Genomic DNA, 13,636 nt, shown 5'->3' with positions numbered 1-13,636 from the left:
CTAAAGGTCAATAACTGTTATTAAGTTTCTGTTCAGTTTTATTTTCCTTTCTTTTTCTAACTTTTTTAATAAACGAGATACTACCACTCGACTGGTATGTAGGTCAAAAGCTATATCCTGATGCGTTGCTTTAATGGCTTCATTACCGTTTACCATGGCTTTATCTCGTAGATATTTTAATAGGCGTTCATCCATGTTTAAAAAAGCAATAGAGTCGATTGCCTCTAGCATTTCTTTCATTCTATTTTGATAGCTCTCTAAGATAAAGTTTTGCCAAGATTTATATTTGCTCATCCAGTCCTCCATTTTTTGAACGGGAATCATAATTACACGTGTTTTGGTTTCGGTAACGGCTCTAATCTCACTAATTGCATTTCCAATACAACAGCTTAATGTCATGGCACAGGTATCTCCTCTTTCTAAAAAATAAAGCACCAATTCATCTCCTTGTTCGTCTTCCCTTAAAATTTTTATCGCACCCTCTAAAAGCAAGGGCATATAGGTGATTTTGGTGCCGATATCCATAAGTTTCTCACCTTCTTTGAAACTTTTATAAGTTCCAATAGAATCGATTTCTTTTAAAAGAGTTTCTTCAAATATGTGTTGGTAGTGAAGTGTTAACTGTTTGTCCATTTTCTATAAAGTTCACATGTAAATATACTTAAATGTTGGGTTAGTTTCTTGTCTAAAGAGAGATAAAAATATCTTTTTTTGTATCTTTGTTTCTTAAATTCTATCACATGTTATCAAACGCTTGTAAATACGCTATACGTTCTATTTTATATTTGTCTTTGTATTCTGATAAAACAAAAAAAATAGGTGTAAAAAAAATTGCTGATGAGTTGGAAACACCGCAGCCTTTTTTGGCAAAGTTATTACAGCAATTGACAAAAAGTAAACTGGTAACTTCTATTAAAGGACCAAACGGAGGATTTTATTTAAGCGAGGAAAATCAAAAAAATTCTATTTGGGATATCGTTGAAAATATTGATGGCCCTAATAAGTTCAATCAATGTTTTTTAGGACTTTCTAAATGTGAAGATGAAAATCCATGTCCAGTGCATTATATTGCGGCGCCTTTTAAAAATAAGATTCTTGCAAATTTTCGAGATAAAACAATAGCGCAATTTTCTTCTGAAATAATAGATACGAATAAGGTCTTATCTCTTAAGGATTATGACGCTTTGAAACAAGAATAGAAATATTTTTTATCCTATTTTTATTTTTCTTTATCAGAGTTTATTTCCCTTTCGTCGATAGTAAAATACTCTTCAACGTTTTATTACAGTACACGTGATTCATAACTTATACTTTTGAGGTATAGAGTTTTAAATATGTGTATTATGAAAAATTATAGAAAATTTATTATTTTGATTGCCTGTTTTTCCAGTGCATCAATTTTCAGTCAAACGAACTTTATTTTTAAACCGATGGCATTGAAAGATGGAGTGTTACTTGTCGTTTTATGTGCCTTTATTGCTGTTTACAAAATAGTACAAAGCTTATTAACCAAAGAATAGGTTGATATTAGTTTCTTGTGATCCCCCATGCCATTAATAGAAATATTAATTTAGTTTAACTGCAGATAATTACCATTCGTCGACACTTATTGTCGATTAATCTAAAAAACGAATATAATTATTGCATTATTATTTTATTTATACCTTAAATAGAAATACCATGGAAGAAAAGAAATTAAAAATTTTGCTGATAGAAGATGATGCGATTGAAGTGATGAAATTGAATCGTACTATTTCTTCAAAAGGACTAGATCACACAATTGTAGAAGCAAACAATGGTGAAGAAGCTCTAGAAATTTTACGTAAAAAAGACGCATTACCCGATATTATTTTATTAGATTTAAATATGCCAAAGATGAATGGTATAGAATTTTTATCGATTTTAAAAGAGGATGATGTATTAAAATACCTTCCAACTATTGTATTATCTACCTCTAGCAACGATAAAGATGTGATGGAATGTTACAAGATAGGAATTGCGGGATATGTAATAAAACCTTTGAAATACGAAGATTACGTTTCAAAAATAGTAAGACTATTGGCGTATTGGAGTATGAATGAGCTAATAAAAAAATAATATGAAAGGAATTGTTTTTACAGAATTTTTAGATTTAGTTGAGGAAAAATTTGGTTTGGAAATGGTAGATACCATTATTGAACAATCTAATTTAGATTCAGGAGGAGTGTATACTTCCATAGGAACTTATAGCTTTTCAGAAATGCTAAGCCTATTAAAAAATTTAAGCGCTAATACTTCCATTTCAATAGATAATTTATTGCTAGTGTATGCTGAGCATTTTTTTTCTGTGATAGAAAAAAATTACCCAGACATGCTTGCGATGTATAAAGATCCTATTGAGATGTTATCTTCCATAGAGCATCATATACACGTAGAAGTAAAAAAAATATATCATGATGCGGAATTGCCGACATTTGAGATTTTGGAAAAAACAGAAAATAAATTAGTGATGATTTATAAGTCAAGTAGGGCTATGCATCATTTTGGATTAGGGTTAATGAATAAAACTTTCGAACACTTTAACGCTAAAGCAGAAATTAACCTTGAAAAAATTAACGAAGATGGTACTGAAGTGAAATTTACAATTCACAAAAACTAAATCTTCATGGAAGATAAAAAAATTGCAATACTTGAAAGAGCACTTGCTCGAGAAAAGTCTGCAAGAAAGCAGGCAGAGAAAATTTTGGAAGAAAAATCTGCCAATCTTTATGAGTTAACGCAGAAGTTATCCAAAGCCAATACTGAATTGGAAGGGACAATCAGCGAAAAAAACTCTCAACTTAAGGGGATTTTTGAAAATATTGTCGATGCCTATGTTGTTATGGATTTGCAAGGCTTTGTTATCAAAATGAACAATGCTGCAGTAGACATGCTTGGGTATGATTTAACTAAAGATAAAATAAATTTATTTAATATAGTTCACCCAGATGATAGAGGAAAAACCACAGAGGGATTCATTCAATTATCTACCAAGGGAGTATTGACAAACTTTCAAATTAAAGTTGTTACCAAAAATGGTCAAAGTAAATTTGTCCAAATTAATTCTAGTATCGTTTTTGATAGTAAACAAAACCCAATTGCTGCCCAAGGAATTGTAAGAGATGTTACTAAAGAAAAAGAAGCTCAAGAATTATTAAAAGCCTCAGAAAATCGTTTATCAACCTTGATTCTAAATTTGGATACAGGAGTCTTATTGGTAGATGAAAAAGACCAAATTGTCATTTCGAATAATAAGCTAGGAGAATTCTTTTCTAATAAAGAAGAACTTGAAAAAATGAAAGGGCAAAATCATGCAAATTTTACAGATATTTTCCATGATTTATTTGAGGAATCTGAATATTTTGTTTCCAGGATTAATGAATTGGTTGCAAATAAACAAGTGGTTTTAGGGGATGTTTTAAAAATGAAAAAAGGTAAAATCTTAGAAAGAGATTTTATACCAATTTTTGAAAATGAAATATATAAAGGACACTTGTGGAGCTATAGGGATGTAACATTAAAACAGCGATACAATCAGAATATTGAAGCGGAAAGATTGAAGTACAGTAGCATTATTGCTAATATGAATTTAGGGCTTTTGGAAGTAGATAGAGATGATAAAATTTTAATGGCAAATCAAAGTTTTATCAATATGTCTGGTTATGCTGAAAAGGAACTAGTTGGCAAGATTGCTAGTGATATATTTACCGAAGGAACCGCAAAAAAAGAAATTCTTAAAGAAACCAAGGATAGACTTGTAGGTAATTCAAATTCTTACGAATTGATAGTTAAGTTAAAAGATAATTCTTTTAGAAATTGGCTTGTTAGTGGAGCGCCTCATTATAACATAAATGGAGAAGTTGTGGGTTCCATAGGGATTCATTTAGATATTACAGAATTTAGAAGTTTAGAAAAACAAAAGGCTGACTTGTTAGAGAAGTTGGAAAAAAGTAATACTGAATTAGAAGAGTATGCCCATATTGTTTCTCATGATTTAAAGTCTCCATTGCGTAGTCTTAATGCTCTATTTACGTGGTTAAAAGAGGATAATGAAGGGAAGTTTGATCCAACAAGTTTAAAGAATTTTGATCTTATAGAGAAGACTTTAGAAAAAATGGAAAAATTAATTTCCGATATATTAGAATATTCTAGTATCACTTCTGGGAATGAAAAAATGGAAGAAGTTGATCTTAATGAAGTTGTACTAGGATTGCCTCATATTTTGTTTTTTCCTGAGCACATAGAATTAAAAATTAAGAATAGTTTACCCACTATTAAAGGAGATGAAACGAAATTTCAGCAGTTGTTTTTGAATATAATTAGCAATGCTGTTCGATATATTGATAAATCCAAAGGTCTTATTGAAGTGGATGTATTAGAATTTGCATCTTATTATCAATTTTCTATCAAAGATAATGGGATTGGAATTGCAAAAAAGGATTTTAATAAAATATTTAAAATCTTTCAGGCATTGACAGATAATAAAGAGTCCTCCGGAATCGGGTTGTCTATCGTAAAGAAAATAATTAATTTATATAAAGGAGAAATATGGTTAGAAAGTGAACTTGGTAAAGGAACCACTTTTTATTTTACAATTTTAAAACAAAAGCTATGAAAACTGTACAATTAAGAAAAAGACCAGAAAGTGATTGGGAATATATTATAGAAAAAAAGGATCTTATCAATCCTCTTGTTCTAGTATTTGGAAATAAATACTTGTTACAAGATCCTGCTATTTATGAAAATATGAAAGGATTATTTCCTGGTGGACATTTTGTTTTTGGTTCTTCTTCTGGAGATATTACAAAAGAATCTGTTGAAAATGAAGGTCTTGTTGTTACCGCTGTTGAGTTTGAAAAAACAAAATTTGAAATAAAAACAAGTAATGTTTTAAATACCGATTTGGATAGTTTCAAAACCGGAAAGGACTTATTAGATAGCTTTGATAAAACGGGGCTCAAGTATATGTTTGTTGTGTCTGAAGGTAGTTTTATCAATGGAAGTGATTTAACCAAAGGGATGAATTCTTCTATGGATGATAATATTTTAATAACAGGAGGTTTGTGCGGAGATGATGCTAGATTTGAGTCAACAGTTGCTTCGTATAATGAAAATCCAAAACAAGGAGAAATTGTTGCGGTTGGATTTTATGGTGAAGAGTTAGAGGTTACCTTTTCAATATATGGAGGATGGACGCCATTTGGTCCGGAAAGAACAGTTACTAAGAGTAAAGGAAATATATTGTACGAATTAGACAATATGCCAGCCTTAGATTTGTATAAGAAATATTTAGGAGAGAAGTCTAAAGATCTTCCAAGTGCTGCTTTGTTATATCCTTTGAATGTAAAATCAATTAATGAAAAGCAGTCAATTGTTAGAACTATTTTAAATATCAATGAAGAAGAAAATGCAATGATATTGGCAGGGAATATTGCTGAAAACGCGAAGGTTCAGTTAATGATGACAAACGTAGATAATATTGCAAATGCGTCAGAAAGAGCTGCAATTCAAGCGAAAGAATTAAGAGAAACAAAAGCCCAATTGGCAATTCTTGTTAGCTGTATTGGAAGAAAACTTGTTTTGGATCAAAGAGTAGAGGAGGAAGTAGAAGAAGTAGTTGAAGTAGTTGATGAGGATACTACAGTTTGTGGATTTTATTCTTATGGTGAAATTGCACCTTTTCATGGTGAAACCTCTTGTCAATTACACAACCAAACAATGACAATAACATTAATAAGTGAATAATGAATTCATTGCTAGCAAGACAAATTAGAAAAAATCTAAATGACGAAATACTGGCCATTCCAGAAGTGGCTCGTTTTTTAGAATCTGTTAATTTATCTTATAATAATTTTGATGACCAGCATTCTATGCTTCAAAGAGCGATGTCTATAAGTTCAGAGGAATTATTTGCTGCCAATCAAAAATTGATAGAAGAAACCAAATCCCAAAAACGTGTTATTGATAGATTGAATGAAATAAGTACTGCGTTACGAATTCATTCTTTGGATGATTCAGATAAAAATGATGAAGAAGCTTCTATAAAAGTAGGAGATAAATTATTTGATTATATAGAGAATCAAACCCAAGAAATTTTACAAATGAATTCCCAGAGAGATTTGTTACTGAGGGATTTGGAACATCAGAATAAAGAACTGAGTGAGTATGCGCATATGGTTTCTCACGATTTAAAATCTCCATTGCGTAGCATTAGTACTTTAACCACTTGGTTATTTGAGGATTTTAAAGAGAAACTAGGACAAGAGGGCGAAAAAACAGTGAATCTTATTTTAGAGAATGTTGAAAAAATGGACTTTTTGATCAAGGGTATTTTAGAGTATTCTACCATTGGTAAGGTTGAATTAGAAAAATATGATGTTGATATAAAAAACACTTTAGAAACTATTATGAGAAGCGTTTATGTTCCTAATAATGTAGAAGTTATATTTATGGAAAATTACCCTGTTGTACAAGGGGATAAATTTAGAATGCAACAGTTGTTTCAAAATCTTATTGAAAATGCTATCAAGTATAACGATAAAGAAAAGGCAAAGGTTGCTATTAATTTTATAGAGAAGGAGGATTATTGGGAGTTTCAGGTAAAAGATAATGGAAAAGGGATTGAGGAAAAATATTTTGAAAAAATTTTTCAAACATTTCAAAAGTTAGAAAATACGCATAACTCTTCGGGAATAGGACTTTCTATTGTTAAAAAAATTATAGATTTATATGAAGGTCGCATTTGGCTTGAATCAAAAATAGGGGAAGGAACTACGTTTTATTTCACCATCAAAAAATAATTATGGAACAACCAAATTTAAATTATATAACAACGCTTTCAGGCGGTGATCTTGATTTTGAAAAAAAAATAATAGAGATTTTAAAACAAGAATTTCCTGAGGAGAAAAATGTATATGATACTTGTATTGCTCAAGAAAATTTTAAGGAAACAGCCGAAATAGTTCATAAAATAAAACATAAAATGAGTATCATAGGATTAGAGCAAGGTTATGAATTGGCTGTGAAATATGAGAAGTTTCTCTTGGATAATTCAACAGAATTAAGACAAGAATTTGAGTCAATATTGAAAACTATGCAGGATTTTATTGAAAAATTATAAAAATTTCATTGAAACCAATTAACCTCTAAAACCATCCATTCACCGATGGTTTTTTTTATGGTATCGAAAACTAAATAAAACAGCAGTATTTGAGAGTAAATTTGACATATATAAAACTATGTCTTATGAAAAAATCATTACTTCAATTAATCTTATTGTTCGCTGTAACAATTATTAATGCACAAGATTACAAATTTTTAGGTGAATACACTTCAAATGGAACCCCCCTATATTTAGAAGAAGTAAGAGATGATGTTTCTGTGGAAACTCAAGAAATGATAAGCGATGCTTTGCCTGAGAGCTTTCCAGTACCTGACTACAACCCTCATTATATATCATCTGGGTACGATACAGATATAAATTTAAATGCGACAGCTGATATCTTTGTAACATTTGTTGATGAAGGAGCAGGATATAGAAATGTTTTAGGGTTTTATACTTACCCTGTTGGAAATCCTCCAGCAACAAGACCTTCTAAGGATGAGATAACAATCATCTTTCCGAATGTATCTGCTTTAGGAAGTGGAGGAGGTTTGATTATGGGGGATAAAGTAAAATTAGGAACTTTTGAAGAAGGAACTGCTATTGGGTGGGTTTTATTGGCCAATGCATGGAGAAATGGTGCGGTAGGAAATGCCTACTGGGATGTGTTTTCTAACCCTATTTACAATCCAGAGCCAAAAGAAGAATTAAGACATCACAATGTATTGTTGAAAGATCCAGATCACGAAAGAATTATTTTAGGGTTTGAAGATATTAGAAGAGATTACGGATCATGTGATAACGATTTTAACGATGCAATTTTTTATGTAACTGCATCTCCATATGAAGCTATTGTAACAACAAATTATGTTGATGTTAGTGAGGCAACACCTAATGTATCCTCTTCAAATAATGGAGGTTTAGAAAGTAATGGTAAATTGGCAAATTTGATTGCCAAAAGAAATTTTACTCGTGAAAAAACAAACTCAAAAGCAGATCAAAAATCACAGCAACAAATTTTTAATAAAAAACAAAGAAAAGCTAGTAAAGAAGAAACTACTCAGTTAGAGAAGTTTTTACCAGAAACTGGAATGTTTCAAACAGAGGTGGCTCAAATCTCAAGTCCAGAGGATTTAATTGGGGTAACCAATGCCACTGAGATTTTTGCCATAGATATGTATGATGGAGAAAATAGAGTTTCTGCAGCTTTGGCAACAGCAACTAAAGGATCTGTGTATGATCATTCAAAAGCAATCTGTGATCGTTTAAATCAATCATCTTTAGAAGACGTAAGACCTGTAACGGTAAGAGGACATAGAGTTATCAGTTCTAAGATTATTAGAAATCATGGAGAAATAGAATATACTTTAACGTTTTCAGTGAAATTAGGAGAAGTATCTAACGAAGTGTTTAGTTTTTGGAACATAGATCAGTATCCAGCTGGAGATTATTATAACTTCCAAATTTGGGGTACAACTTTCTCTCAAGTGTTCTCTATTGCAAATCATATTTTTGATTCATTAGAAGCAGAAAAAGAATTAACTAGTACAGATATAGCAGATAGAACGCCATTGGTTTTTGTGAAATCAGGATCTTACAAAGATGGTAAAGTTGAATTAGAAGTTGTGAATAAAGCAAGGGTTAAAGAAATGACTTTTTCGGCAAATATTTCAGCAACAGAAGTTTCTGATACCTCAGCAATGCAAAAAACAGTTGCTTTAACTGGGGCTTGGAATCAAACAGTAGTAATAGAAACAGGGAATTTATTTGACGTGGGAATGTCAATTGAAACGGCAGCTTCTTCTCAAAAAGATGCGTTGTATTTAGCAGATGGACCATGGGGAGCAGATTTTAATACAGAAATTGATGCCGTTTCATCTTTTGATGTTTCGATTTCAGAAGCTACTCAGGAAGCAGGAGAGCATTTGGTAGAGAGAAATATCAATGTAGAAGGAGAATTAAAAGGAACGATCAACATGTTCCGTCACTTAAGACCAGGAGATCAAGTATTAGATGTAAATGAATTTGATGCGATTGAGTTTGAAGTTGAAAGTTCTCATGCTATAGAGGTAATTTTAATGACAGATGATATTACGGATTGGAGCAAAAGATTACGTAAAACAATTGCACCTTCTTATGAAACAGAAAAAGTAATGATCTCATTTAATGATTTTGTAGATGATGAAGGAAATACAATTGACTTAAAAACAATTAGAACTTTAGTGTTTTCTGTACAAGGAGACTATGTAAATAAAGTAGACTTTTCAGTAAAAGTTGAAAATGTAAAATTAGTTGAGCCTAAAGTAGCAAGTGTGACAGATACAGAGGGTGAGGGAACAGATATTTCTAGAAATTATCCGAATCCATTTATAGGAAAAACAATTATTGAAATTCCTAGAGATTCCAGAACAGCAACAATTAAAGTATTTGATATGATGGGAAGATTAGTAGATGCGAAAGCATTACCAATGAAAACAGCAAATGAATTTCACTACCAGTCTAAATCGAATATGAAAGGAGTATACAGTTACCAGGTGATTGATGATGCAAACCAAGTACATAAAGGAAGCTTTATGATTAGATAAACAATATTTAAGTACCCCCTTTCCAAGGCCTTCTGTTTCAAACAGAGGGTCTTTTTTTATTTAAGTGTGAGAAATGTAAGATGTGAACATGATTTGCAGGATTCATCATTTTATGTTCTTGTTGCTATTTCTAAGATATAAAAATGTTTTCAGGGTACTTATTTATGTTTGTAAAAATACGTTGGTTAAAGGAGTTTATTTTTACTAGGATATCTAAAGTGTTAGCGTACATGAAAGACAAGTTCTTTAGCTGAGATCTCTATTTTATTCTATGGGTGAGCCCTAGTAATTTAAGGTGTGAATTGTTTTAGTTTCTTATCTATCAGAATAATTTTTAGTGCTGTTTTGAATTATATCCTTTGTTTTTTGATAAAATGGCTGCCTCTTGCTTGTTGTAGTTTTTTAGAAGAGGTGCGAAAGTTATTTGGTGTTTTAATCTGATGTTGAAGTGCCTGTTAGGTAAAAAAAACCTTCTTAAAAGAAGATTTTTTTTAAGGATCCTATTACTATCTTTTTGAAAAGGCAGGCTTATCCATAAAATGCCATTTTACTCTTACTCCAATTTCAGTATAAGTAAAACCAGCTACCGTTGCAGAGGCAATATTACTGCGTACTCCGTAGAAGTTAGCAATAAGTCTGCTGTTAAAACGATATCCTAATTTTGCTTGAATTCTATAGGTTCCTTGTTTTGGGTCGTTTTCAATAAATTGATACCCGATAGCTGCATTTAAATTGTAATAGATACTTCTACTTTTTGTACCATATTCATCTTTTAAAATGTCAACAAAGATTTCATAAGCTCTAAATTTTGAAGGACTAAAGTATATCTGTGGTACTTGATCTTTAAACGAAATGGCTTGAAAGTTTACTCCAGTTTTTATGAATGGCTTGTTGTAAAGATTGTAATATAACGATGTAAATAATAAATTTCTTGCGTTTCCATCAGTTTGAACCGTATAATAGTATTGAGTAAACCAACCTACATTGTAATTCGTTCCAAAATTATAATTTCCATAAAAATTATTCTTCACAATTTCTTGTTCTAATAAATCCGCATTAAAAGTTTCCATTTCTCTTATATATCCAACTTCAAGAGTATGTAATTTAAAAGGTTTAAGATTTACAGAAACATCGGCTAATAATTGTCCGTAATTATTAGATTTTGTGTTGGTTGTAGTAAAACCTATCATAGCATTTAAGGCTACATTTGGCATCAGTTGTTGAGTAGCCCCTGCTAGAAAAGTATTGGCGTTGGCACTGTTTTTTGTGATGCTGTTTTTTGTAGTTCTAAAGTTGTAACTCGCTCTCAATGTAGTAGCGGTAGAAATAGGATATGTGGCTTCTAGTTGGGTAAACAAAGCATTGTTATATCCGTTATCGTAGCTGTAAGCGGTTTTCATTTCTGCATAGGGAGTAAATGACTTGTCTAAGGCTTTGATAAAGTTTAATACGTCTTTTTGGTTGTCATAATATTTTAAAGTTTGATTTGCCGCAGCGTAGGCTGCATTGTATTTACCAGATGCTTTTAAAGCATTTGCTTTTCCTAGGTTTCCATCAAAGGAACTTTCTTCTGTCGCTAAAATCTTATCATAGTCCTCAATGGTATTTTTAAAATCTCCTTTATATACATTAAGTGTTGCTCTAAGAGATATAGGCCATGTTTCCTTAGGGTTCTGTTTGATCAATTCATCAATGTTGTTTTCTGCTTTTTTATATTTCTTGTTCCAAATTAAGGCTTGTACATTTCTAGATTCTGTTTGTATGCTTAATTCTTTATCATCAATCATAGGCAGCATCGATAGGGCTTGGTCACTAATTTTTAATGCGGTTTTGTTTTTGTTTTCAAAATGGGCAATTAAAGAAAGTCCGTTTAATGAAAAGATACTGTCTTTCTTTGAGGTTGCAATATCATAATAAACTTGTTTTGCATTCTCATATTGCTTTGCAATCAAGTAAGTGTTCACAAGGTTTTTTTGTGTATCCGGATCATCCTTAAATAACTTTAAGTTGTCTTTTAATAGCGCTATTGCTTCAGGATATTTTTGTTGTTTGGTTAAACTATCAGCATAACCTAATTGAATATATTTTTTAGAAACCATTGCATTCGGGTTACCAGGAAGTACCTTTAAAGCTTTGTTCACAAATTTTAATGCTTCAGGATATTTTTTAAGATTTGACAAAGTATTTGCATATCCTAATAAAGCCGGGAAACTTGTTCCATTTTCATTTGCTAATTTTTCGTAATAATTCTCCGCATCTTCAAATTGTTTATTCCAAAGCATGGACTCTGCATAATTTAATTTGATTTCAAAATCTCCTGGATAATCTTTCAACATTTCTGTAAATATACCCACAGCCTTTGGAGCGTCTCCATTTAAACCAACAGCTCTACCATAACAAAGTTTAGCTGTTTTGTTATCGGGATATTTTTTTAAAATCTTTTCAAAGAAAGATACAGCTTCTGGATATTTTCCTGTTTCTAGGTAGGTGAACCCCTTTTTCATGTTTTGAGAAGAGGCGGTTGTTAAAGTTAACATCAACAGAATAACATAGAGTATTCGTTTTTTCATAGCGACAATTTTTTCAAATTTGTTATACTGCAAGTTAAGCAATACGGTAGGCATTTTCATCGACACATTCATGTCATTCATCGAAATGAATTGATCTTTCACTTCTGTTTCTAATAGTTTTGAACCTATACTAAAATTAGAAAAAATTCACTAACTTTAGTTGATACGTTTAAAATGATTGACCGAACCTTTTAAATATAAAAAAAAATATATGAAAATAGTAGCTATTGATGATCAACAATTGGTTCTTTTATCCCTAGAGAAGCATTTGTCCAGTTTAGGGTACGAGATAAAAACAGCACAGAATGGTAAAGATGGATTGAAATTGATAGATGATTTTAATCCCGACTTATTGATTGTGGATATTAATATGGATGGAATGTCTGGGTTGGATATTGTAAAGCAATTGCGATCCGAAGGCAAAAAATTATCAATTATGATAATGTCAGGAAATACTGATGAGGATACCATAGTAGATGGTTTTGATTTAGGGATTGATGACTATATGAAAAAACCTGTTCAACTTAGTGAAATATCTGTAAGGGTTAGAAGGTTGATAGGGGTTCCAGAAAACTTTGATAGCAAACGTGTTTCTAATAACGCACAAATTTCAAAGAGTTGTGTAGGGGTTGTTATCCCTTGTTATAACGAAGAAACCAGATTGTTAAGTAAAGAATTTACTGATTTTCTAGATAGTAATTTAGGATATCATTTATGTTTTGTAAATGATGGAAGTAAAGATGATACTTTGAAGGTGTTAAAAGACTTGGCAAAAGGTAGAGAAGATTTTATTTCTGTTTATGATTGTGAGAAAAACGGGGGAAAAGGAGAAGCTGTCCGACAAGGAATGTTGCATTTGGTAAAAGATCCTCAGTTGGATTATTTAGGGTATTTAGATGCCGATTTATCTACAGATTTTAAAGATTTTGACGATTTGGTAAATACCATTGAAAATTCAGATTTTCAGATTGTAAGTGGTTCTCGTATTGCTAGGATGGGGGCAGATATAAATAAAGAGTCTGCACGTGAAATTATTAGTTTGACAATTAATTTTATCATCAGAAAAATTTTAGGAATGAATTTTAAAGACACGCAATGTGGTGCAAAAATCATAAGGAGAGATTTAGTGAAAGTAGTCTTTAAAGATAAATTTTTAACGAGATGGTTATTTGACGTTGAAATATTTAAAAGAATGGGTAATATTTATGGTAAGGAAAAGGCGGTTTCAATGATTTGTGAGCAACCTTTGAAAAGATGGATTCATGCAGATGGGTCTAAACTTTCCATGAAAGATTCTTTAAAGATTGTGGGGCAATTAGGAGAGATTGCTGTGAAATATAGAAATTAAAATTAGTCTATTT

Annotated in this window: 12 protein-coding genes; 10 read left to right on the top strand and 2 right to left on the bottom strand. The window is 31.3% G+C overall.

Annotation, left to right across the window (positions count from 1 at the left end; all coding sequences use genetic code 11):
• Entirely contained in the window at positions 1 to 633 is a 633-nt protein-coding gene (locus AC2DGP_RS10350; protein ID WP_484489988.1) for a Crp/Fnr family transcriptional regulator, read from the bottom strand.
• Between the two features lie 107 nt (positions 634 to 740).
• On the opposite strand from AC2DGP_RS10350, the gene AC2DGP_RS10345 reads away from it, so the two are divergent.
• The 9 genes from AC2DGP_RS10345 to AC2DGP_RS10305 all read left to right on the top strand — a co-directional run bounded on the left by AC2DGP_RS10345 (position 741) and on the right by AC2DGP_RS10305 (position 9,705).
• Positions 741 to 1,199, top strand: coding sequence for an RrF2 family transcriptional regulator (locus tag AC2DGP_RS10345; RefSeq protein ID WP_484489987.1), 459 nt, complete (start codon positions 741 to 743; stop codon positions 1,197 to 1,199).
• A gap of 144 nt (positions 1,200 to 1,343) precedes the next feature.
• A complete protein-coding gene (locus AC2DGP_RS10340) occupies positions 1,344 to 1,520 on the top strand; it encodes a hypothetical protein (protein ID WP_484489986.1) in 177 nt (58 codons plus the stop codon).
• Between the two features lie 160 nt (positions 1,521 to 1,680).
• Positions 1,681 to 2,097: a response regulator gene (locus tag AC2DGP_RS10335; RefSeq protein WP_484489985.1), complete on the top strand. Its 417-nt coding sequence runs from the start codon at positions 1,681 to 1,683 to the stop codon at positions 2,095 to 2,097.
• A gap of 1 nt (position 2,098) precedes the next feature.
• Positions 2,099 to 2,638, top strand: coding sequence for a heme NO-binding domain-containing protein (locus AC2DGP_RS10330; protein WP_484489984.1), 540 nt, complete (start codon positions 2,099 to 2,101; stop codon positions 2,636 to 2,638).
• Positions 2,639 to 2,644: 6 nt separating this feature from the next.
• Positions 2,645 to 4,633, top strand: a complete 1,989-nt coding sequence (locus AC2DGP_RS10325) for a PAS domain-containing sensor histidine kinase (protein ID WP_484489983.1) — start codon at positions 2,645 to 2,647, stop codon at positions 4,631 to 4,633.
• Positions 4,630 to 5,763 carry an FIST signal transduction protein gene (locus AC2DGP_RS10320; protein WP_484489982.1) on the top strand — a complete coding sequence of 378 codons (1,134 nt, stop codon included), beginning with the start codon at positions 4,630 to 4,632 and terminating at the stop codon, positions 5,761 to 5,763. The genes AC2DGP_RS10325 and AC2DGP_RS10320 overlap by 4 nt, the downstream gene beginning before the upstream one ends.
• A complete protein-coding gene (locus tag AC2DGP_RS10315) occupies positions 5,763 to 6,818 on the top strand; it encodes a sensor histidine kinase (RefSeq protein WP_484489981.1) in 1,056 nt (351 codons plus the stop codon). Before AC2DGP_RS10320 ends, AC2DGP_RS10315 begins: the two co-directional genes overlap by 1 nt.
• A 2-nt stretch (positions 6,819 to 6,820) precedes the next feature.
• A complete protein-coding gene (locus tag AC2DGP_RS10310) occupies positions 6,821 to 7,138 on the top strand; it encodes an Hpt domain-containing protein (RefSeq protein WP_484489980.1) in 318 nt (105 codons plus the stop codon).
• A gap of 125 nt (positions 7,139 to 7,263) precedes the next feature.
• Entirely contained in the window at positions 7,264 to 9,705 is a 2,442-nt protein-coding gene (locus AC2DGP_RS10305) for a DUF4114 domain-containing protein (RefSeq protein ID WP_484489979.1), read from the top strand.
• Positions 9,706 to 10,211: 506 nt separating this feature from the next.
• On the opposite strand, the gene AC2DGP_RS10300 is transcribed toward AC2DGP_RS10305, so the two are convergent.
• Positions 10,212 to 12,275, bottom strand: a complete 2,064-nt coding sequence (locus AC2DGP_RS10300) for a tetratricopeptide repeat protein (protein ID WP_484489978.1) — start codon at positions 12,273 to 12,275, stop codon at positions 10,212 to 10,214.
• Positions 12,276 to 12,486: 211 nt separating this feature from the next.
• Here AC2DGP_RS10300 and AC2DGP_RS10295 point away from each other — a divergent pair, with 211 nt between their 5' ends.
• A complete protein-coding gene (locus AC2DGP_RS10295) occupies positions 12,487 to 13,623 on the top strand; it encodes a response regulator (RefSeq protein ID WP_484489977.1) in 1,137 nt (378 codons plus the stop codon).
• Positions 13,624 to 13,636 lie beyond the last annotated feature (13 nt).

The sequence above is a fragment of the Flavicella sp. IMCC45537 genome (assembly GCF_057197705.1).
The sequence above is the reverse complement of the archived record's forward strand: the minus strand, read 5'-3'. Positions and strand labels throughout refer to the sequence as shown.